The organism is Latilactobacillus graminis DSM 20719, assembly GCF_001436415.1.
GTDB lineage: Bacteria > Bacillota > Bacilli > Lactobacillales > Lactobacillaceae > Latilactobacillus > Latilactobacillus graminis.
The window spans coordinates 49,306-70,027 of sequence record NZ_AYZB01000020.1 but is presented as its reverse complement, the minus strand read 5'-3'; the positions used below and the strand labels follow the sequence as shown (position 1 = coordinate 70,027).

Sequence of the window (20,722 nt, the reverse complement as noted above, 5' to 3'; positions counted from 1 at the left end):
TCAACCTTCTCTTCTAAATTAAATTCAATCGTTTTGTTTTGCCTACAAATCGACGCTTGTCAGGGTCATAACGAAACCCATCTTCAATTTTTAAATCGGATCCTTTAGTTAAATGCCGCATGACGGTCACTGAATCTTCAATCCCACTACTCATACTTGTTGTGAATGGCACAATTATTTTTCCTTTTAATTCATCATCATTCAATACAGTATGGATAATCATTGGGGGTTGTTGCCACCATGTCGGAAAACCCAGAAAGATTAAATCATACCCCTCTAAAGAGGGTAATACCACCTTTAATTCAGGCTCAATCTGATGATCAAGTTGTTGTTTCCCAACTGCGGTATAATCTTCATAATGCGTTGGATATGGTATTTTAGGCTTGATTTCAAATAATTCGCCAGCTGTTAAATTTTGTAATTCTTGCGCAGCCTGCCGCGTCGCCCCACTCATCGAAAAATACATAATGATCCTTTTAGTCATCGCTATTTCCTCCTGAAACTTGCTTTGTAAATTGAACTATAGACCTTGGAGTACACTCCAAAGCAAGTTTTTTATAAGGAAAATTAAAAAGTAAGGGCTTGATTCCAAATAAAATTTGGAATCAAGCCCTTACTTTTTGTTTAGCTGCTATTAAAATCGAAGATCAAGCCTTTGATTGGTCTTTTTTGGGTGCATCTTGTTTAGCTGCCCACTCTTTCTTCGTTAATAAGTCAGCGACATTCATTTTGATCTTGGTGACATTCAAGCCCGTCATTTGATGGACCGCCTTTGCAATCCGTTCCGTTGCCTGTGCAAAAATAGTGGGTGCTGACTGACCATATTCCAAGATTGCATCCAGCTCAATAGTTACATCTTGGTTATCAATATCGGCATCGACGCCTTTAGTTAAATCCGTTTGATCTCTGAAACGGTCAGTCAACTGATGCATCATGCCTCCTGACAATTCTAAAACACCATCAATGTCATGCACCGTTTGACCAGCAATTTTCTCAATTACACTATCAGAAAAATTCAATTCTTGTTCAATTGAATCAGTATGTTGGGCCACTGGTTTGTTTGCTTTATCCATGATCTTGACCATCCTTTGTTAATATTTTATTGAACCCGTTTTTCAGAATCATTTTTCTGTGGATTACTAGCCTGTTGTTGCCATTCCTTTTTAGTCATGATATCACTGACATGACTATTAACTTCAATTACGCTCAGACCAGTCATTGATTCTACCGCTTCAGTCACCGCTGTCGTTAATCGTTCAAAAATTTCGCGGGCATTCCGCCCGTATTCTAAAATCACTGTCATATCGATGGCAACTTGTTTTTCACCCACTTCTACGCTGATTCCTTTAGTCGGATCGCTGTCAGTTCTAAAACGATCAGCAATATCACTGAAGAAATTACCATTCATTGATAGTAACCCATCGATATTTTGGGCGGTTTTACCAGCTATTTTAGCAATAACTGCATCTTCAAAGGTTAGCTTACTGTTGAGCAGAACTTCATCTAAATGTGCTTGCGCTACCATTTTGGATCACCCCTTACTATTTATCTTGCCGTAATACACGGTTAACTTGTGATCTAAATCCTTCTAGATCTTCTTTAGAACCCGTTAAACTTGCTGCAATATAGCCCAATAATCCGGCAATGATGATTAAGATTAGGCTCATAAAACCCATCCCAATCCAAACGGCTGCCAGGATTGCCCCAGCAACAAAGCCCCAATAAGCACGTTTCATTTATCTCACCTCACATCACTTGACTAATTAATTGATGGTGAAAGTTTCACATTCACCGCTTTGATTGGCATCTCAAAGACTGTTTGAAGTGCTTGTTGCGCGGTTTCCTTAACCGCTTGCGCTTGTTGATCAATTTCGTTGTGATCGATAGTTAGTGCTTGAATATTGGCTGTTACCTTGGGTTGCCGACCAGTAAATCTAGCCTGAACCACGACATCCTTTAAGCGATGCTTTTCAATAATTGAGTGGGCAATTGTCTTTTCGACAGCTTTTCGCGAAAGTGCTAATTGTCCCTTATTTGTCTTGATGATCATTTGCCGTTTCTCGGGTGCACTAAATAGTGCCAATAACAGTAAGTATAAACAAATCAAGCCACTAATCAGGCCTAACCCAAGGCCTAAATTACCAACCCACTGTCCAGGCAGCCAACTAATATGCATAAAAGGCTGATCAGATTGTTGAAGCGGATAGATCAGCGCAATAAACCATGCCACCTGACATAAGCCTAATAAACTGGCGCAACTAATCACCACTTTAGTTAATTTATTCATGGTGTCCGCCCCTTTTAGATTAGGATTTTTTGCGTGTCATCAATAATGAAACAACGAAAACCACAATCACTGCCCCGATAATGGATGGAATTAATGCCATCCCGGCTAATTGCGGTCCCCAACTACCAAATAACGCTTGACCCAGCCAAGCTCCGACTAGTCCACCGATGATATTACCAATCCATCCCGCCGGTAAATCGCGGCTCGTCAAAGCCCCAGCAATAATTCCGATTAAAGCCCCAACAATTAAAACCCATAACCAATGCAACATAATAATCATCCTTTCATAATGCAGTTTTTAAATACCTAAAGACCTTGGTTCTTCCTCAATGTATCAAGTTCAACAAGCATTCGTAAACTAATCCGCTCATTCCAAATAGATCGCTCTCAACTGCTCAATATCGCTATGGGTTAGTCCTAATGCATGGCGGATAAAGCCTTGGGTTGAGCCATATTCCTGATCAATTAAGATTTCGGCAGCTTGGAGATAAGATTGATCAACACTCATCAGGGCGTGCATACTTTTTAGAAACCCACTTGAGGCATCCTTTTGCCGCAATGCCTTGATACGTGCGGCAACATGTTCCCGAGATGCAGTATTGGATAACAGATAATCATAGCGAATCGTCGCCGCAGGAACACCTAATACATTTAATAAATAATAAGCAGCCATCCCAGTTCGATCCTTACCACCGGTACAATGAAAAAGAAACGCCTGCTCTGGATGGGCTTCAGTTAATAATCGTTCAAAAAATTGCCGGTACTTTAAAATTGAATAGGGATCTTGCACCATATCCCGATAAACCTGCCGCATCTGTTGTTGTCCACCGAGTGGATTATTCGTGTACCGTTCATACAGTTCCACTTCAGTCGCCATACTTTGGGTCGCATCTTCTTTAAAAATTGGAATTGATTCATACGTGGCGGTCGCTATTTTTTTATCTGGGGCTTGCTTACGTTCCAACGGCGAACGAAAATCAACCACCTGCGTAATTGGATACCGGGCCAAAAGCATTAAATCATGTTTATCGAGCTGAGCTAAATGTCCCGTTCTAAATAAGCGCTGCTGTTTAATCCGACGACCGTCAAGCGTCTGATAATCGCCTAACTCACGGAAATTATAACCTTTTTTAATCGGCAATATGCGTGAAATCATTGGTGCAGCCTCCTCATTAATGACTTGGCGATCAAAGTGATCCCAGTGCTCTTTAGCCTCACTATAAAATATTCCTTTACCGAGGTGCAATGATTTGGCTTACAAAATAATTATCAATTCCATAATCATTTACCTTTACAAAGAGTTGTTGAACTTGCTTAAATCAATCTAAAGTATTGTGTCCATTTTTTGTCATTTCAGAAAGGATTGATAATCATGAAAACCGTTAATATCATGTTTGCCGCCGATGAAGCTTACGTTAATCCGTTATTAGTTGCGATGCAATCTGTGATTGAACACATTTCGCCGCTGACAATGATTAATTTTTTTATTCTCGATAATGCCCTCACTGTGCAGTCTCAAACTCGGATTCAAAGCATTACTGATGCGCCACATCATGTTGCGTTCATCCCCGTTGATCATCAACTATTCGCGCGCTTCCCCGAAAGTAACCACATTAATAAGACTGCCTATTACCGGATTTTAGCCCCGCAGTACTTACTGGATAAAGGCATTGAACGCGTCTTGTATTTAGATGCTGACGTCTTCGTCCAAGCCGATCTGACACCACTGTACGACACATCTTTAGGACAGCATATCGTTGGCGCTGTCATCGATCCAGGCCAAGCACTCACCTTACGTCGGCTCGGTATTAAACCACCATTATCAAATAACATCTATTTCAATTCTGGTGTCATGTTAATTGATACCGTTCGTTGGCAAGCAGCTGCAATAACTACCCGAACCTTCCAATTCATCAAGCAGCATACCGATCGCTTACAATTCCATGACCAAGATGCCTTGAATGCAACTCTCGTTGGACAGGTACAACTGCTAGCACCTAAGTGGAATGTACAAAATTCTTTAATCTTTAAAAGACATGCGCCGATTAATCCGACATATGCACAGTTATTTGATCAAGCAATTGAACAGCCAGCAATTGTCCATTTCACCACTCATGAAAAACCGTGGAACACTTTAAAAGCCCACCCTTTTTTAAACCAATATATGACACGCTTTAATCAGGTGCGTGACGCTCAGCACGATGCTATCAACATCGTATCGGCCACCAATTCTAAATTTGTCGAAACCCTAGCAATCTTGTACGCCTCGATTCTGAATCATAATGATTCTTTCAGGCGCTATGCATTTTATGTCATGGAAGATCACCTGACTGCTCGCGATAGAGCGGTTTTACAACAAGTTGTTGGGCATTTCGATGCTGATTTAACCTTCGTGACAGTCGATGAATCATGCTTAGCTAATACTGTTGAAAGCGACCGTATTTTGAAGACAGCTTACTACCGCATTTTAATTCCCAACGTCCTCCCGCAACTCGACCGCGCCTTATATATCGACTGTGATGCTCTATGCGTCACTAACTTAGCTCGCTTATGGGACATTGATTTGGGACAGTCGTTCCTAGCGGCGGTAGAAGATGCCGGCTTTCACCAGCGCCTTGAAAAAATGGCAATCACCTACCAAAGCCCGCGCTACTTTAACTCTGGTGTGATGTTGATGAATCTAAAGAAATGGCGTCAGCATCAGATTGTCGAACGCGTCCTCACATTTATTAATCAGCATCCCGAAAAATTACGTTTCCATGATCAAGATGCTTTAAATGCGATTTTACATGACCGTTGGATCCATCTTCACCCACAATGGAATGCACAAACTAATATTTTGATGCAGACCATCACGCCGCCAACTGAACAATTGAAAAAACAATTTGCTGAGACGCGACGTGCACCATCCCTTGTCCATTTTTGCGGGCATGAAAAACCATGGCAACCAACCTCAACACACCCATTTACCCCACAGTATCGCTACTATCGGCAGCGATTCCTAAGACCGAATACGCATTTAGTTGCCTTTGATCAAAGACGTTCGCGTCCTCAAGAAGGCTAACTAATAAAAGGGACCACAAAATTAATTTTGTGGTCCCTTTTATTAGCCGACTAGGCCAGCGTATATTTGATTGATATTCCATCGCATCATTGTATAGTAAGTATCACCGGTCTGCCCACTGGTAGCGAGAGAATCCGTAAAAATTTTCGCATAAATCGGCAACCCTGTTTCTTGGGCAACTTTTCCCATTGATTTCGGGGATACCGAACTTTCAATGAAAAGATTTCTAACATCGGCAGTCGCAATTTTATTGAGTACTGCTTGCATCTGCTCAGGGGTCCCTTGTGATTCGGTATTAATTTCCCAAATATATGTTGGGGTAACTTGATAGGCCTGCCCAAAATATTTAAACGCTCCTTCTGAAGTTACTAATACGCGTTGTTTAGTTGGTATACCAGCAAATTTGACTTGCGTTTGTCGGTGTAGTTGGCGTAATTGCGCACGATAACGATTCGCATTTTTCCGGTAAGCATCTGCATGCGCCGGATCCTTAGCTTGCAACACGGTCGTAATATTTTCAACATACTGAATCCCATTGGCTAAACTCAACCACGCATGTGGATCAGGTTCATTTTTATTCGTGGTTAAATGCTGAACCTCAATCCCCTTACTCGCAGCAAAGACATCTTTTTCAAACTGCTTATGGGCAATTTTCATCAACTTACTAAACCAACCATTACCCCCGGTTTCCAGGTTTAACCCATTATGGAAAATCACGTCCGCATCAGTCGCCTGTGCAATATCAGTAGGTTGCGGTTCATATTCATGCGGGTCCGTCCCGCGCTTAACAATACTGTAAAGTTCGATGTGTTCCTGACCAACATTATGCACCATATCTTCCAGAATCGAATTGGTCGTGACCACTCGTAATTTATGCTGTCGCCTAGTCTGAAATTGTCTTACTTGGGCACGATAGTCTAACAACCCATACACGCCTCCGACTAAGCATAAAACGCCCATCAAGGTGATTACCATTTTTTTCATTCTACTGACCTCCTTGGATGCCATTTAAGAAACCCTTGCTTGGGCGAGCAGATAAATGAAAACGCGAATAAGACTGCTGCTGCCAAAACAATTGCCGGGCCAGATGCCCAATTCAACGTATAGCTAAAGTACAGCCCGCTAATTGCCGCTAACGCACCAATTCCAGCAGCTAAAAAGAGCATCACCACTAACCGATCTGTCCATAAAAAGGCAGTTGCCGCCGGCGTAATCAACATCGCCACCACTAAAATGATCCCTACCGTCTGCAATGCCGATACCGTTACAAGCGTTAAAACCAACATTAAGCCATAATGTAGGACCTGTGTTTTTAAACCATACGTTTGCGCATAAGTTGTATCAAATGAAGTAATCAATAATTCTTTAAAGAAAAATGAAACAAATAGGATCACTAACCCAAGAACAATCGCAGTAGTCATAATATCTTGGTCACTCACAGCAAGAATATTACCGAATAAAATGTGATGCAAATTTGTAGCACTCTCCGCAAGTGAAATTAAGATAAACCCGAGCGCATAAAATGCACTAAAAACAACCCCAATTGAGGTATCCGTTTTAATTTTACTATGGGTTGCGACAAATCCAATTAAGAGTGCTGCTAAAATACCAAAGACTGAAGCCCCCAATAACACATTAATCCCTAACATATAGGCAATAGCAACCCCTGGTAAAACAGCGTGCGAAATCGCATCCCCCATCAATGACATACCGCGTAAAATAATAAAACTACCGACAATTCCTGACATTATCCCGACCATAACCGCTGTTAATAATGCACTTTGCAGAAATTCATAGCGCCCTAGTACACTGATAAAAACTGAGATACTAGTCATTTTGCCACCGCCTGATCATCAAATAAGACCGTCGATAAGTCAGCACTAAAGGCCTGCGTAATATTTTGGGCATTATAAACTTTTTTGACTGGCCCATAATCGACAACCCCGTGATTCATCACAACCAGATCATCAAAGTATTGTGAAACCTTATTCAAATCATGATGAATGACAATAATGGTCTTGCCTGCATCGCGCCACTGCTTCATAATGCCCATAATTGCAGTCTCACTTTGTAAGTCAATCCCCACGAATGGTTCATCTAAAATAATGATCGCTGCTTCCTGGACAATCGCCCGCGCAACAAAGACACGCTGTAACTGACCGCCTGATAGTTGGCCAATCTGTCGCTTTGAAAAAGCACTTAACCCAACTTGTTCGAGCGCCGCGAGACTGGCCTGCTTTGCTTTTTGCCCTGGATTATGAAAGACACCAAGCTGACCGTAAGTTCCCGTTAACACAACGTCAAAAACGTTGATTGGAAAATTTAAATCTAAATCTTTTCGCTGTTCAACATAAGCGATTTGCTTTTGAATTGTGTGAATTGGGCAATCTTGATATAAAACTGAACCTTGCCGGACCTTAATCAAACCCAAAATAGCCTTAATGAGTGTTGATTTGCCCGCGCCATTGGGGCCAATAATACCAGTAATCTTACCCGCATCAAAATGTACAGTAACATCAGTCAATACTGGTGAATCATCATAAGCAACAGTGAGGTTTTTAACCACTAACATAAAACGCCTCCATTCTTTTAGGTAAACCTAACTTATTCTTCTACAGCATACAAGAATTTACGCAAATTAACAAATATTTTAGCTTTGGCTAACTTTTATAATAATCTGTGAAACACCATTTCAACATGTTTCACGTAAAACATTTCCCCCAAAAAAGCGGTTTGCCAGCCATATTTAACTTTTAGCACACGATTTCCCCACAAAAAAACCGTCGTGATTAGTTTTAACCAATCACGACGGTTCACTGCACAATACAGTCCATCAAGCACGTACAATTTTCGATGATAACTTAGCTTTATTTAGAAGTACTGAACTTGTCACAACCGACAATGAACTAAGAGCCATCGCCAACCCAGCAAATTCAGGGCTTAAAATTAAGCCGAATGTATAAAAGACACCGGTTGCCACCGGAATCCCTAAGACATTATACACAAAAGCCCAGAAAAGATTTAATCTGATACGATTAAACGTTTTTTTGCTCAGTGCTAAAGCCAGATCAACATCGCGTAAATCATTTTTCACTAAGATAATTCCACCAGATTCAATTGCAATATCCGTTCCAGACCCCATAGCAATTCCAACATCAGCAGCAGTCAAAGCCGGTGCATCATTAATCCCATCACCGACAAAAGCCACTTTACCATGCGCTTTTAATTCAGCAACATGTGCTGCTTTATCACTTGGCAAAACATCGGCAATGACCTCATCAATCCCTACTTGATCAGCAATTGCTTGAGCAACATGTTGATTATCACCAGTTAACATCACTGTCTTCAAACCACGTGCTTTTAATGCCGCGATTGCTTCTTTAGAAGTTGTTTTTGGCGTATCTTGAATCGCAATTAAGCCGATAATTTCATTACCCAATCCGACAAATACAACCGTTTTAGCTTCATTTTGCAATCGGGTAATTTCAGCTTTTAGTTGTGAATTAATCTCAGAATCTGTCAATAAACGTTGATTCCCAACAAAGGCACGTTGCCCATTAACAACAGCTTCAACCCCGCGACCTTCAAGCGCTTTAAAATTAGTCACTTGGGGCACATTAATTTCTAAGGCTTGGGCTTGATCCAAAATGGCAGTGGCTAACGGATGTTCTGATGACGTTTCTAAGCCAGCAGCTAGTCCAATAATCTTGGCTTGATCGCCAATCACATCTGTTACTTTGGGCTTTCCGACAGTAATTGTCCCCGTTTTATCGAAGACAACCGTTTGAATATCATTAACTTCTTCCAAAACTTCACCGTTTTTAATTAGAATCCCCATTTTGGCACCACGACCAGTCCCAACCATTAAGGCCGTTGGTGTCGCTAAACCCAGCGCACATGGGCAGGCAATTACGACTACTGAGACCGCAAAAATCAACGCTTGCCCTAAAGCCGCACCTAAGAAAACATACCAAATCAAAAAAGTGGCAATTGCAATAATTAATACCACCGGTACAAAAACATCAGAAACTTTATCAGTTAAATTTTGAATCGGTGCATGACTATTCTGGGCTTTTTTAACCAAATCGACAATTTGCGCCAGCATCGTATCATTACCAACTTTTTCAGCTTCAAAGGTAAAAGTCCCTGTACTATTAATAGTTGAACCAATCACATGATCGCCAGCCTTTTTTTCAACTGGCATACTTTCTCCAGTGACCATAGACTCATCAATGGTTGAATTACCATCTGTAATAACCCCATCGACCGCAATTTTTTGCCCCGGTTTGACACGTAATAAGTCGCCTTTAACGACTTCTGTAATTGGCACTCGAATAACTTGACCATTACGAATCACCTCAGCCTCTTTAGCTTGCAAGTCGACTAATTTTTCAATGGCATTCGAAGCATTATGCCGCATTTTTTCTTCAAAAACTTGGCCTAATAGGACAAAAGTAATCACAAAAGCCGCACTCTCAAAGAAAACAGCTTGATGATTAAACATCGCATAAATACTGAAAAAATAAGCGGTTGCCGTTCCAATTGCCACTAACGTATCCATGTTCGAATGGTGCTTTTTAAATGAAGCAACAGCACTTTGAATAAAAGGACGCGCTGAAATCACCATCACAACCGTCGTCAAAATTAACATTGTCCATTGACCACCAGGTAACATCCATCCCGTAAGTGGCATTAAGAGCATTTCAAGCAACATCGGCAATGAAAAAATCAACGAGATCCAAAAGCGCGTAACAATTTTCATTTTTCAATGACCACCTTTCCATGGAACATATCCATGCCACAACTAAAATCAAATTCACCGACTTGATCAGTTGGAATATTCACCATTTGTGGTACTCCTAAAGTTAAATCTTTTTCAAAACCTAAACTGGTCGAATGTACCACATCTAAACAGCCTTGATCCGAAGTTCTCGTAAAGGTCAATTCGGCTGGTACCCCTTGTTTAAGGGTAATCATTTCTGGATTGTAACCACCCGCAACTTGAATCGCTGCTTTTTGAATTGCTTGTGTCATTTGTATTGCCTCCGTTAAATCTTTTTATTTAATAATTAATTCACCATGAAACATATCCATGCCGCAAGCCCATTGATAAGTACCCGGTTTGCTAGTATCAATCTTGACTGTCTGTGGTTGATTTTGTGGTAGTTCTTGGTTAATCCCAAAATCCGGAAAAACAACTCGATCTAAGCAACTTGATGAGTCTTTTCGATTAAAATTCAAAACTGCCGGCACACCCTTTTTTAAAACGACTCTTTCAGGGGAATAACCGCCCTTAACTTCAATATTGATGGTTTGTTGATTATGCTGAACTGCGGCAGTCGTCGTATCAATTTTGTGTTTTCCAAAAAACCACCAGATAATAAACCCAATTAATAATAAACCCACGATTAAAACTATCATTTTTACCATGTCAATTCTCCTTATTTATTCTACTTCACAATATTTTGGATCGCATTGATTTTCTCCTGATAAACAATTACAAGCCACTTTTTCAGGGGCGGTTGCTAGTTTTTTAGCCAAAATGGCCTGCATCGTTTGAATATCATGTTTACTGAGTGTTGTGCTGGTAATTAATTTGGCTAACTCAGCCCCCTTTTTCATTTCACATAGCCGGCTAAAAGTATCATCAGTGATTTGATCAATTGCACTATTTTCATCAATTTCTGCCGAATAGATAAATTTCCGTCCCACTTTAGCGGTTGCCAAGGCTGTTTTTTTTACCAACCGCCGTAATAATGTCTTGATCGTTGATTCTGACCAGTTCTTTTTACCTTGAATTAAAGTGATTACTTCATTACTAGTAATCGCACCTTTAGTCCAAATAATTCGCATTATTTCCCATTCAGCAGGGGTTAAATTAATTTTTGCAGTCGTCATCATCGCTCACCTATTTCGTCTACAACTGTAGTTCATGTAATAAGCATACCGCTTGTGTTTACATCTGTCAACGATAAAAATTTCAGCCACTCTTCCCCATATTACGCACTGGCTAATTGGCAAAAACCACAGGATTCAAAAACCCCCACCCCGAGCGAAACGTTGGTTTCACTCGGGGTGGAGGTTACTTATTTTTCACAGGTTAAATTAACCAATGCGGTACTAGTTAGTACGGCTTTAAAAAAGTTGTGTCCCGCTAGATTCGATTACTTTTTGATACCAATCAAATGAAGCTTTTTTCGTTCGTTTTAGTGTTCCCAATCCTTGATCGTCTAAATCAACATAGATAAACCCATAGCGCTTGCTCATTTGACCAGTGGTCGCACTTACTAGATCAATTGGGCCCCACGTGAGATAACCGATACAATTAACTTGATCGATTTCAATTGCTTTTTTCATCTCTTGAATGTGTTTACTTAAATAGTCAATTCGATAAGAATCATGTATCTGGCCGTCACTATCGATTTGATCAATCGCACCTAAACCATTTTCAGTAATCATAATTGGCAGCTCATATTTACGGTACGTATAGTTTAATAGATAGCGTAAGCCGACTGGGTCAATGGCCCATCCCCATTTACTAGTTGGTAAAAACGGATTTTGGAGACCGCCAAAAAGGGCACTATTTTTTTCCTGCGCTCCTTTATATTCAGCGACAGATGACGCATAATAATTCATTCCAATAAAATCAATTGACCCATTTTTAAAAATCTCTTGGTCCGCTGTTGATATCACTAGCTCAATTCCTTGGTCTTTATATTCCGCTAGTTTATATTGCGGAAATTTCCGCTTACACATTGCATCGATTTGATAAAAATCACGGTCCATTTGTTTAAAAGCCGTCAGAATATTATCGGGGTCACTATTAATCGGATACACCGGCTCAATCCCAAAAACACACCCAATCTTGTTTTCGGGATCAATTTTATGGCCTAATTCAACGGCCGCACAGCTTGCAAGTGTCATATGATAGCCAATTGTTGCCAGGGTTTGTGCTTTATTTGTTAATTCAGAGTACTTCAACCCAGCAATAATATAGGTGAAAATATCACTGGCTTCACTTTGCGGATCAATATGATTCATCTCGTTAAAAGTAACCCAATAACTAACCTTCCCTTTTAGCGCCCTAAACATGGTTTCACAAAAGCGTAAGTAATGATCGACGACTTGTCGATTTTCCCACGATCCATATTTTCGAACCAAATTGATTGGCATTTCAAAATGATATAACGTCACAATTGGTTTAATTTTATATTTTAAAAGTTCGTCTACTAAGTTTTGATAAAATTCAATGCCGGCTTTATTCGGTGTGCTATCGTCTCCTTGCGGATATATTCTGCTCCAGTCAATCGAAATTCGCAACGCCGTAAAGCCCATTTCAGCAAATAATTTAATATCTTCTGGATAACGATGATAAAAATCAATCCCTGTATGTGAGGGGTACCTCACACCAGCTTGTATCGATTTGTGAATCCCCCTCGCTTGTCCATATTCGCCGGCTGTGACAAAATCCATTATGGCTGGTCCTTTTCCATCTTCGTCCCATGCGCCTTCAACTTGATGCGCGGCGATACTCCCGCCCCATAAGAAATCACTTTTTAGTTTCATTTATATCCCTACCTTAAAATAATATTCATTACTGATTCATTCACCTTTACATCTTTATCTGCAATTGGAATAATATCGAGATATTCGTTTGTATTGGTAATAATAATTATCACAGGTATTTCATACCCGGCTGCTTTCACTTTTTCAAAATCAACATTGGCGATCGGTTGGCCACTCTCAATGGTATCACCTTGTTTGACAAGCACCTCAAAATATTGTCCTTCTAATTCAACGGTATCAATCCCGATATGGACTAGTACTTCAACACCATCACTTCCGGTGATTCCTAAGGCATGTTTAGTTGGGAAAACAGCCGTGATCGTTCCTGTAACCGGCGATGCAATTTGATTAACGTTAGGGTATATGCCAACCCCTTTACCCATCGCGCCACTTGAAAACGCAGCGTCGTTAATTTCTGATAGCTGAACTAATTTACCATCCACAACACTATCAACGGATAGCGTTGTATAGTGAGATTCACTATCCGCTTGTAATTTTTTGGGCTTGATGACCGATTCTTGACTCGGAATACCATCTTCAGCAGGAATACCTAAGACATATGCAGCAATTGCCGCTCCTACAAAACTAATAATGACGGCAGTGACCATCAACCATAAGTTCATAAAATCGCCCTTACCAATATAAGCCGGCAATCCGAATAACCCCCATGCAATAGAGTAGGCTTTAACACCAGTCAATCCAGCAAAAAGCCCCCCTAGTCCGCCACCAATCATGACAGCGATAAATGGGCGTCTAAATTTAACAAAAACCCCGTAAATAGCTGGTTCAGTTACCCCCAATATTGCTGACAGGGTAACTGTTCCAAATAATTGTTTCTGCTTACTGTTTCGAGTTTTCAAGAAATAGCCCAACATTGCGCCACCGACAGCAATATCAGAGATTGTTGCTGATGAAATAAATGCTGGATCATACCCGTCGGACGCAATTAAAGCGGCAACCACTGGCATAATGAAGTTCCCTGCGCCGAGCATTACAATGAACGGTTGCAATGCTGAGTAAAGCATCATCACAAACCAACTACCAACATATTTCATTAATAAATTGAAAAACTGAATAATGCCTTCACCCAGATAATAGCCTAATGGTCCAAAGACGATTAACGTTGCTGGTAACGTGATGAGCATAATCAAAAGTGGCGTCAGAAAGTATTGCAGTGTATTAGGAACGATTTTTTTAACAAATTTAGTAACGTATCCCATAAACCAAACTGCTAATAAAATGGGAATAAAACTATTAGCATACGTAATTTGTGGCAACGGAATTGCAAATAACGTTAAGCCCGCGACGCCATTAATGGGTGCCGATAAGATTGTCGCGGCCAGCGCAACTGCTAAATAAGGACTTGCACCGAGTCGTTTGGCACTACTCATTGCCATTAAAATTGGCAGAAAATAAAATACAGCTGTTCTTAGTGCATCGAATATCTTATAGGTCGAACTATCAACTGATATAATCCCGGTCAACGAGATAATCGATAATAATGCTGCTAATAATCCCGCACAAATAATTGGTTCTAGAATCGGAGTCATTGATTCTGAAACAACATCCAAAATCGATTTGACAATATTCTTTTTCGGTTTATCGGCTACAATCTCGTCTGTATTATTTTTGATACCAAGCATTGTCACTAACTCATCGTAGACATCAGCAACATGCGTGCCGATAATGATTTGATACGAGACATTATTATTAACCACATCGATAACATCGTCGATTGACTTGAGTGCCTCTGTATCAGCTTTTTCTCTATCCTTTAAAGTAAATCTCAATCTTGTCATACAATGCACAACCGCTTGGATATTCTCTTTACCGCCTACTAATTCGATAATCTTATTATTTAATGCTTGATATTGCATGTCTAATTACCTGCTCTTTCTGTCACCCGATTGATGTGAATCATCAAATAGGTATACTCATCTTGGGAAATCTCTTGATTATATTTTTCAATAATGTACTTCTCAATTTTTTGAACAACTTCATATGCACTTGGATAAATGGTTTTAACTTGTTCATATAACATCGTTTGATCGGAATTATAGGCTCGATTAGAATTCAACCGTTCAATGAAATATTGTAAATGCGTTACCAATCGTAAATAGTTGATGCTGTTCTCATCAAAATCGGTCTTAAAATGGTACTTAATAATATTGAGTAAATCCCGTAGAACGCCGATATCTTGTAATTTTTCAGAGATATTAGTTTTCTCGTCTTGAATATTGATAAAATGTAGTGCAATGGAGACCGCTTCGGCCATCGGAAAATCGATTGCATACTCACGACTTATTAATTGAACCGCTCGAATCCCTAAGGCATAAAAATGAGGATAGAATTTTTTTACTTCCCATAGCAGTGGGCTCATAATAAATTCTTCCTTTTGCCCACGCTTAATCATAAAAGAAATATGATCGAGTAAAGTAATGTATAAATAGTCATCGATTTTGGCATCAACATCAATTTCGTACCAATCTACAATCTGATTCGTGATTTCTATCATCTTTTGTTCAGAATGTGTTAACAAATAACTAAGATGTTCCAGCCGATCCTTCGAATCTAATACATAGTTTTTTTGAACTTCATCTTCCGATACAGATTGACCAACCTTTTTATGAAACGCGATTCCCGGAGAGTAGATAATCGATTCATTCACCCCTCGAGTAACGATTGCAATATTATTGTTCAGAATTTTACGAATGCGCATTTTTACTCCTTTCCAGAAAAAAAACTCAGACCAACCGCAAACAAAATTAAAATCTTGTCTGCGATTAATCTGAGTTCTGCCCAATTAAGGTTACATAACTCTAAGAACAGTTACATTACTGCTCTTAAGTTTCTCATCTTTATTGCTTTAATCATATCATATTCCTTGAAAATGTCAACGCTTTCAATAAATCGATTTCTCAAATAAAAGATTACGTTAAACTTGCTAACGCCATTCAGAAAACACCGGATAATTAGCATTTTACCTATCGAATCCTACTTATTCGGTGATTTTTTGTTATTGATTCTCAAGTTGTTCTTGCAACCATTCCAGATTAACTTCATGATGCCGTTTAGAATTAGTCATCATCTTGATAAACATTGGCTGTAAATTGGTCCATCATAGGTAATTTTTGAATAAATTCCCGCAGCCATAGCCTACTGGTCAACAACTTCACTATAAAAAATCCTTTTAAAACTGACCTTATAGTGTCAGTCTAATTAGCCTATGCGTGCAAAATAGTCAAAAAACACCTAGGGGAATACGCTTTCTTTATTGTTAAAATCATACTATACTAATGTTGTATATATACCCATCATTTTGGAGGTTACTTCTATGGAAAAAGAACAGTTTATTTCAAATATCAAAAATATATCTAAGCGTGTAGAACAACTGAAAGAATCTCTAACTACCGAAGAGTCCACTAAAACATCCCTTATCATGCCTTTCTTCCAAGCATTAGGTTACGACATCTTTAATCCAATGGAATTTATTCCAGAATACATTGCGGATGTTGGTATTAAAAAGGGGGAAAAGGTAGATTACGCAATTATTTTAGACGATTCTTTACAGATATTGATTGAAGCTAAATCAATTAACGAATCTCTCACTAAACATGATTCCCAGCTTTTCCGTTATTTTGGCACTACAAATGCTAAATTTTCCATTTTGACTAATGGTGAAGAATATCGCTTTTTCACTGACTTAGATCAACCTAATAAAATGGATACCACTCCTTTCTTAACTGTTAATCTTACTAAACTAAGAGATGCTCAAATTACTGAACTATTTAAATTTTCAAAAGATAACTTCAACGTTGATAATATTACAAGTACTGCTTCAGAGTTAAAGTACGTTAACGAAGTAAAACAGTACTTATCAAATGAACAAGAACATCCAAGTATTGATTTTACTAAATATATTATGAGTGCTGTCTATGAAGGCAGAAAGACCGAAAGTGCTGTTGAAGATTTCAAACCAATTATTGCTAAAGCTATCACCCAGTTTATTAATGAAAAAGTTAATGATAAACTTAGCTCTGCATTAAAAACCTCCGTTTCTATTACAGAAGAAGATAAAACACCTGATCCTACGGGAAACGAAGTCGAAACAACATCCGCAGAAATTGAATCTTACGCGACCGTTAAAATCATTTTAAAAGATATAGTTGAAGGATCTCGTATCAACTACAGAGATAACCTTTCATATTTTAACGTTTTACTAGATGATAATATCCGCAAATGGATTGTCCGTGTCTACTTTACTAATACCCACAACTTTATCGAGCTAAACGATGAACAATCAACTAAATTAGACTTCATCAACCCTACTGATATCTATCAATATGCTGACCAGATTAAGAAAGTGGCAGAAAATAAACTATAAAAAAAGGCCATTCATCAAACTAGTAATTTCGTTAGTTTAGTGAATGACCGTTTTTTGTTGTTGCTGTATTAATCATATTTTTTCTAATCCTTCGTCAAATTCAAATACAAACTATATTGCACTGGTTTTTCAAGAATTAAATTCATTGTTACGACTGGATCAATCTTACCATCTTTAACAACCATTGATTCTTGACGTAATGATTTCTGATCAATATCAACAAGCCCTAAATAGTAGAAATCAATCCCTTCATCATCACTTTTTTTCACAAATAATGGCATTTTTAATTCACCAGATGCATTCCCTTGAACCATTGTTTGAACTTCTGCTGAGTCGATTTTCCGAGGATGGCGCGTGAACATGCGCATCGTTTGACTATTTAAAAACTCATCTTCGTACTTAATACCATCATCAATATCCTGCGATTTTGCATAGGTAATAAATAGTGGGCAAGTCCCATATGCGGTTTTATAGCCATAAATTGTTGAAGACTGATCTTTCTCCCAACCTAATAACCGACAAGCATCTTTTCGCGTATACTTCTTACCAATTGTTAATGGCACAGTTTGATCATAATCGTCTGCTTTGAATAAACCCGTCGCTAAAACATCATCCACAAGCAATTTGAAAAACGAATTTGCTTGATAAGCAGCCTTAATTTTAGAGTTTAATTGATATTGATTGTTAAGCAGTACTACGTAGGCTTCACGACCGTATTTGTCTTGATCTGTTGTTTTAAAGAAGCTTAACCCAAGGATTAATAACATTGAGTCTAACGTCTTCTGATCAGTTCTAGCGTGTACCTGTTCAAGTGCTCGTTTGAAGTCATCAACTGATAATCCACCATCTTTTTCAAGCAGTAGCTTTAGTAATAATAACTCGTGAACTCGCATCCCGTTCAGTAATTCTTTGGACAGCATTCTTAGAACCTGATCTTCGTCAATAGTGAGATGGACATCCTCTTTCATCTTCAACAAGAACTGGTAATAGTTGTCGTATTTAGCAATCAGGACTGAGCCATCAATCGAACCATGCGTTGTAAAATCAAACAACAACGGTACTCTGCCAAGACGTTTCTTCAAATCTTGATAATCATCGCGCAACTGTTTCAATTCAGTCAAATTACTATTATTAATCGAATCGTAAACCCGTTGTTTAGCAACTTCGGTAAAATTAATCGTCGACATCCCGATAATTTGGTCCGTACTCAACTTACTACGTAGACTATTCTTATTCCGTGAATGGTCACCTGTTAAAGCAATCGGAATCAAATAGTTATTCTTGTAGTTTCCGATAAAATCAATCACCGTCACAAAATCTTTACGCGGAAACTTCCGTAAACCCCGGCCCAGTTGCTGGATAAAGATAATACTGGATTGCGTATTCCGCAACATTACCACTTGATTGATACAAGGAATGTCGATCCCTTCATTGAAAATATCAACCGTCACAATATATTGATACTTACCAGCTTCAAAGTCTCGAATGACTTGTTCTCGATAATCAACACTATCTTCGCCAGTCAAAGCAACTGAAGGATAGCCTTTAGCGGTCATAATCTGCGCGACTTCTTTGGCTTCATCTTTCCGGCTACAGAAAATTAAGCCATGGACCTGATCACCTGCATAACCGTAATAGTTCAACTGCTGTTCAACATAATCCATTCGTTCCGAAGAAACTAAATTTTGTAACGGTGTCTTTTCCTCACTAATCTCGCCATCTAACTCGTAGTCCGTCACACCAATATAATGAAACGGGGCTAACATATCTTCTTCCAAAGCATCTTGCAGGCGAATCTCATAGGCCAAATTATAGTCGAACAACTCGTAAATATTAAAATCGTCCGTCCGTTCAGGAGTCGCCGTCATTCCTAATAAAAATTGTGGTTTAAAATAATCAATCACCCGATGATAGCTGCTGGCACCCGATTTGTGTGCTTCATCAATCATGATATAGTCAAATTCTGCTGGATCAAACTGCGTTAATGTCCTCTCTTTGGACAGCGTTTGGATCGTCGCAAATAAATATCGTGCATCCCGTTGATTTTCATTTCCCGATAAGATCCCATACTCTGACCAATCGCCGCCTAACACCTGATGAAAACTGGCTTTAGCCTTCATTAAAATCTGTTCACGATGCACAATAAATAGGAACTTCTTCGGATTCACACGTTGGACATCAAATGCCCCCAAATAAGTTTTCCCAGTTCCGGTTGCCGAAACAATTAATGCTTTTTGATGGCCCTCATGTCGCAAGAAATTCAACGACTTCAACGCCTCTTTTTGCATATGATTAGGCGTAATCGTGCTGTAGTGTGCGGACTCTTCGGCAACAATTGCGGCTGGTTCGTTTTTCTGACGATTAACAACAATTGTCTGGTAATCAGCTTCATAATTAGCAATCCAATCTGGCGTTAACACCTCTGCACGTTGCCATTGCTGTTGGACTTCGTTGATAACTTGGGCGGTTAGCGCTGCATTTTCATATGAGGTAATTCTTAAGTTCCACTCGTAATTACGAATTAATGCCGTTTCAGTCAAGTTCGAGCTTCCAATAATCATTGATTGATAGTCGCCCTTATCAAAAATATAACCTTTGGCATGAAATGAATCAGATTGTTTTAAAATCCGCACCTCAAGGTTGGGGATTTTAAACAATTCTTTAAAGACTTTAGGCTTGTTAAAGCCTAGATAATTAGACGTCAAAATCCGGCCCGTAACCCCTTTTAAGGCAAGGTCGGCTAACTTTGGTTTCAGCATCGTTAAAACTGCCTCCGTAATGAAAGCCACGGCAAAAGTGAAGTGCTGGCAAGTCATCAGTTCTTCATCCAAATGCGTCTTAACATGATCTTCTGCTGTGTTAAATAGTAACTTCGGCAGGTATTCATCCTGAGAAATATAGCGCTCCTTATCAACTAATCCTGCTAAAGCTGAATTTTGTAATTCAGTCTGTAAATCCGTCATGAATGCTCCCTACTTAAACGTTAATTGTGTTAAATCTTGTTTTTGAATGGCTTGCATCGCTGCTACATCTGCTGGAGCCCAAGTTAATTGGCCCAATTCAGACTGATGGCACCATTTCATCTGGCTGTGCGCCACTAACCCAAAACTTTCCTTTGTGAACTGCGCATAATAAACGGTTAAATGAACGTTACCAAAGTCGTATTGGTGTACATCGGTTGCGACTGCCGGCCCAACTAAAATATCAGCACCCAACTCTTCTTTTATTTCCCGCACTAAAGCAGCTTCCGGCGCCTCATCCGGTTCGATCTTCCCACCCGGAAATTCCCACAAATCTCCTAAAATTCGGTCAGTGGCCCGCTTTGTGCATAGAATTTGATTATCCTTGATGATTGCAGCACCAACGACGTAAATATCTTTCATGTAGAACACTCCATTGCATTAATTCTTACGAACATATT

General features: G+C 39.4%; 21 protein-coding genes. 2 read left to right on the top strand and 19 right to left on the bottom strand.

What is annotated here, in order from left to right:
* Nucleotides 1-13: 13 nt before the first annotated feature.
* The 7 genes from FC90_RS04500 to FC90_RS04470 all read right to left on the bottom strand — a co-directional run bounded on the left by FC90_RS04500 (nucleotide 14) and on the right by FC90_RS04470 (nucleotide 3,443).
* Nucleotides 14-484: a flavodoxin gene (locus tag FC90_RS04500; protein WP_057908106.1), complete on the bottom strand. Its 471-nt coding sequence runs from the start codon at nucleotides 482-484 to the stop codon at nucleotides 14-16.
* Between the two features lie 163 nt (nucleotides 485-647).
* The gene (locus FC90_RS04495) at nucleotides 648-1,073 is read right to left on the bottom strand and encodes an Asp23/Gls24 family envelope stress response protein (RefSeq protein WP_057908105.1); all 426 of its coding nucleotides are present in this window, start codon (nucleotides 1,071-1,073) and stop codon (nucleotides 648-650) included.
* 26 nt (nucleotides 1,074-1,099) lie between these two features.
* Nucleotides 1,100-1,525 carry an Asp23/Gls24 family envelope stress response protein gene (locus FC90_RS04490; protein WP_057908104.1) on the bottom strand — a complete coding sequence of 142 codons (426 nt, stop codon included), beginning with the start codon at nucleotides 1,523-1,525 and terminating at the stop codon, nucleotides 1,100-1,102.
* 16 nt (nucleotides 1,526-1,541) lie between these two features.
* On the bottom strand, nucleotides 1,542-1,736 hold the full coding sequence (locus FC90_RS04485) for a hypothetical protein (RefSeq protein WP_057908103.1): 195 nt from the start codon (nucleotides 1,734-1,736) through the stop codon (nucleotides 1,542-1,544).
* A gap of 23 nt (nucleotides 1,737-1,759) precedes the next feature.
* Complete coding sequence (gene amaP / locus FC90_RS04480; protein WP_057908102.1) at nucleotides 1,760-2,287, bottom strand: alkaline shock response membrane anchor protein AmaP; 528 nt, start codon at nucleotides 2,285-2,287, stop codon at nucleotides 1,760-1,762.
* Nucleotides 2,288-2,306: 19 nt separating this feature from the next.
* Nucleotides 2,307-2,558, bottom strand: a complete 252-nt coding sequence (locus FC90_RS04475) for a GlsB/YeaQ/YmgE family stress response membrane protein (RefSeq protein WP_057908101.1) — start codon at nucleotides 2,556-2,558, stop codon at nucleotides 2,307-2,309.
* Nucleotides 2,559-2,654: 96 nt separating this feature from the next.
* On the bottom strand, nucleotides 2,655-3,443 hold the full coding sequence (locus FC90_RS04470; RefSeq protein WP_057908100.1) for a tyrosine-protein phosphatase: 789 nt from the start codon (nucleotides 3,441-3,443) through the stop codon (nucleotides 2,655-2,657).
* A 216-nt stretch (nucleotides 3,444-3,659) separates the two neighbouring features.
* Between FC90_RS04470 and FC90_RS04465 the strand changes: the two genes are divergently transcribed.
* Complete coding sequence (locus FC90_RS04465; RefSeq protein ID WP_226789467.1) at nucleotides 3,660-5,351, top strand: glycosyltransferase family 8 protein; 1,692 nt, start codon at nucleotides 3,660-3,662, stop codon at nucleotides 5,349-5,351.
* A gap of 42 nt (nucleotides 5,352-5,393) precedes the next feature.
* On the opposite strand, the gene FC90_RS04460 is transcribed toward FC90_RS04465, so the two are convergent.
* The 10 genes from FC90_RS04460 to FC90_RS04415 all read right to left on the bottom strand — a co-directional run bounded on the left by FC90_RS04460 (nucleotide 5,394) and on the right by FC90_RS04415 (nucleotide 15,636).
* Nucleotides 5,394-6,335: a metal ABC transporter solute-binding protein, Zn/Mn family gene (locus FC90_RS04460; RefSeq protein ID WP_057908099.1), complete on the bottom strand. Its 942-nt coding sequence runs from the start codon at nucleotides 6,333-6,335 to the stop codon at nucleotides 5,394-5,396.
* The gene (locus FC90_RS04455; protein ID WP_057908098.1) at nucleotides 6,332-7,186 is read right to left on the bottom strand and encodes a metal ABC transporter permease; all 855 of its coding nucleotides are present in this window, start codon (nucleotides 7,184-7,186) and stop codon (nucleotides 6,332-6,334) included. Before FC90_RS04455 ends, FC90_RS04460 begins: the two co-directional genes overlap by 4 nt.
* The gene (locus FC90_RS04450; RefSeq protein ID WP_057908097.1) at nucleotides 7,183-7,923 is read right to left on the bottom strand and encodes a metal ABC transporter ATP-binding protein; all 741 of its coding nucleotides are present in this window, start codon (nucleotides 7,921-7,923) and stop codon (nucleotides 7,183-7,185) included. The genes FC90_RS04455 and FC90_RS04450 overlap by 4 nt, the downstream gene beginning before the upstream one ends.
* Nucleotides 7,924-8,184: 261 nt before the next feature.
* Nucleotides 8,185-10,113 carry a copper-translocating P-type ATPase gene (locus FC90_RS04445; RefSeq protein ID WP_057908096.1) on the bottom strand — a complete coding sequence of 643 codons (1,929 nt, stop codon included), beginning with the start codon at nucleotides 10,111-10,113 and terminating at the stop codon, nucleotides 8,185-8,187.
* Nucleotides 10,110-10,385 carry a cupredoxin domain-containing protein gene (locus FC90_RS04440; RefSeq protein WP_057908095.1) on the bottom strand — a complete coding sequence of 92 codons (276 nt, stop codon included), beginning with the start codon at nucleotides 10,383-10,385 and terminating at the stop codon, nucleotides 10,110-10,112. Before FC90_RS04440 ends, FC90_RS04445 begins: the two co-directional genes overlap by 4 nt.
* Nucleotides 10,386-10,409: 24 nt before the next feature.
* Nucleotides 10,410-10,781 (bottom strand): cupredoxin domain-containing protein, encoded by a 372-nt coding sequence (locus tag FC90_RS04435; RefSeq protein ID WP_057908094.1) that lies wholly within the window; start codon nucleotides 10,779-10,781, stop codon nucleotides 10,410-10,412.
* Between the two features lie 15 nt (nucleotides 10,782-10,796).
* Nucleotides 10,797-11,249 (bottom strand): CopY/TcrY family copper transport repressor, encoded by a 453-nt coding sequence (locus FC90_RS04430; RefSeq protein WP_057908093.1) that lies wholly within the window; start codon nucleotides 11,247-11,249, stop codon nucleotides 10,797-10,799.
* Nucleotides 11,250-11,486: 237 nt separating this feature from the next.
* A complete protein-coding gene (locus FC90_RS04425; RefSeq protein WP_057908092.1) occupies nucleotides 11,487-12,917 on the bottom strand; it encodes a glycoside hydrolase family 1 protein in 1,431 nt (476 codons plus the stop codon).
* A gap of 8 nt (nucleotides 12,918-12,925) precedes the next feature.
* Nucleotides 12,926-14,794 (bottom strand): beta-glucoside-specific PTS transporter subunit IIABC, encoded by a 1,869-nt coding sequence (locus FC90_RS04420; RefSeq protein WP_057908091.1) that lies wholly within the window; start codon nucleotides 14,792-14,794, stop codon nucleotides 12,926-12,928.
* A gap of 2 nt (nucleotides 14,795-14,796) precedes the next feature.
* Nucleotides 14,797-15,636 (bottom strand): PRD domain-containing protein, encoded by an 840-nt coding sequence (locus tag FC90_RS04415; protein WP_057908090.1) that lies wholly within the window; start codon nucleotides 15,634-15,636, stop codon nucleotides 14,797-14,799.
* 615 nt (nucleotides 15,637-16,251) lie between these two features.
* Here FC90_RS04415 and FC90_RS04410 point away from each other — a divergent pair.
* Nucleotides 16,252-17,301: a type I restriction endonuclease gene (locus tag FC90_RS04410; RefSeq protein ID WP_057908089.1), complete on the top strand. Its 1,050-nt coding sequence runs from the start codon at nucleotides 16,252-16,254 to the stop codon at nucleotides 17,299-17,301.
* Nucleotides 17,302-17,384: 83 nt separating this feature from the next.
* Here FC90_RS04410 and FC90_RS04405 read toward each other — a convergent pair whose 3' ends face one another.
* Nucleotides 17,385-20,264 (bottom strand): DEAD/DEAH box helicase, encoded by a 2,880-nt coding sequence (locus tag FC90_RS04405; protein ID WP_057908088.1) that lies wholly within the window; start codon nucleotides 20,262-20,264, stop codon nucleotides 17,385-17,387.
* 9 nt (nucleotides 20,265-20,273) lie between these two features.
* Nucleotides 20,274-20,684, bottom strand: a complete 411-nt coding sequence (locus FC90_RS04400) for a (deoxy)nucleoside triphosphate pyrophosphohydrolase (RefSeq protein ID WP_057908087.1) — start codon at nucleotides 20,682-20,684, stop codon at nucleotides 20,274-20,276.
* Between the last annotated feature and the right edge of the window lie 38 nt (nucleotides 20,685-20,722).

Coding starts and splice junctions, on each gene's coding strand:
- FC90_RS04490 (WP_057908104.1), bottom strand. CDS start 1,525: ATGGTAGCGCAAGCACATTTAGATGAAGTTCTGCTCAACAGTAAGCTA.
- FC90_RS04425 (WP_057908092.1), bottom strand. CDS start 12,917: ATGAAACTAAAAAGTGATTTCTTATGGGGCGGGAGTATCGCCGCGCAT.
- FC90_RS04500 (WP_057908106.1), bottom strand. CDS start 484: ATGACTAAAAGGATCATTATGTATTTTTCGATGAGTGGGGCGACGCGG.
- FC90_RS04420 (WP_057908091.1), bottom strand. CDS start 14,794: ATGCAATATCAAGCATTAAATAATAAGATTATCGAATTAGTAGGCGGT.
- FC90_RS04485 (WP_057908103.1), bottom strand. CDS start 1,736: ATGAAACGTGCTTATTGGGGCTTTGTTGCTGGGGCAATCCTGGCAGCC.
- FC90_RS04410 (WP_057908089.1), top strand. CDS start 16,252: ATGGAAAAAGAACAGTTTATTTCAAATATCAAAAATATATCTAAGCGT.
- FC90_RS04400 (WP_057908087.1), bottom strand. CDS start 20,684: ATGAAAGATATTTACGTCGTTGGTGCTGCAATCATCAAGGATAATCAA.
- FC90_RS04450 (WP_057908097.1), bottom strand. CDS start 7,923: ATGTTAGTGGTTAAAAACCTCACTGTTGCTTATGATGATTCACCAGTA.
- FC90_RS04415 (WP_057908090.1), bottom strand. CDS start 15,636: ATGCGCATTCGTAAAATTCTGAACAATAATATTGCAATCGTTACTCGA.
- FC90_RS04465 (WP_226789467.1), top strand. CDS start 3,660: ATGAAAACCGTTAATATCATGTTTGCCGCCGATGAAGCTTACGTTAAT.
- FC90_RS04405 (WP_057908088.1), bottom strand. CDS start 20,264: ATGACGGATTTACAGACTGAATTACAAAATTCAGCTTTAGCAGGATTA.
- FC90_RS04435 (WP_057908094.1), bottom strand. CDS start 10,781: ATGGTAAAAATGATAGTTTTAATCGTGGGTTTATTATTAATTGGGTTT.
- FC90_RS04475 (WP_057908101.1), bottom strand. CDS start 2,558: ATGTTGCATTGGTTATGGGTTTTAATTGTTGGGGCTTTAATCGGAATT.
- FC90_RS04495 (WP_057908105.1), bottom strand. CDS start 1,073: ATGGATAAAGCAAACAAACCAGTGGCCCAACATACTGATTCAATTGAA.
- FC90_RS04445 (WP_057908096.1), bottom strand. CDS start 10,113: ATGAAAATTGTTACGCGCTTTTGGATCTCGTTGATTTTTTCATTGCCG.
- FC90_RS04430 (WP_057908093.1), bottom strand. CDS start 11,249: ATGACGACTGCAAAAATTAATTTAACCCCTGCTGAATGGGAAATAATG.
- FC90_RS04455 (WP_057908098.1), bottom strand. CDS start 7,186: ATGACTAGTATCTCAGTTTTTATCAGTGTACTAGGGCGCTATGAATTT.
- FC90_RS04460 (WP_057908099.1), bottom strand. CDS start 6,335: ATGAAAAAAATGGTAATCACCTTGATGGGCGTTTTATGCTTAGTCGGA.
- FC90_RS04470 (WP_057908100.1), bottom strand. CDS start 3,443: ATGATTTCACGCATATTGCCGATTAAAAAAGGTTATAATTTCCGTGAG.
- amaP (WP_057908102.1), bottom strand. CDS start 2,287: ATGAATAAATTAACTAAAGTGGTGATTAGTTGCGCCAGTTTATTAGGC.
- FC90_RS04440 (WP_057908095.1), bottom strand. CDS start 10,385: ATGACACAAGCAATTCAAAAAGCAGCGATTCAAGTTGCGGGTGGTTAC.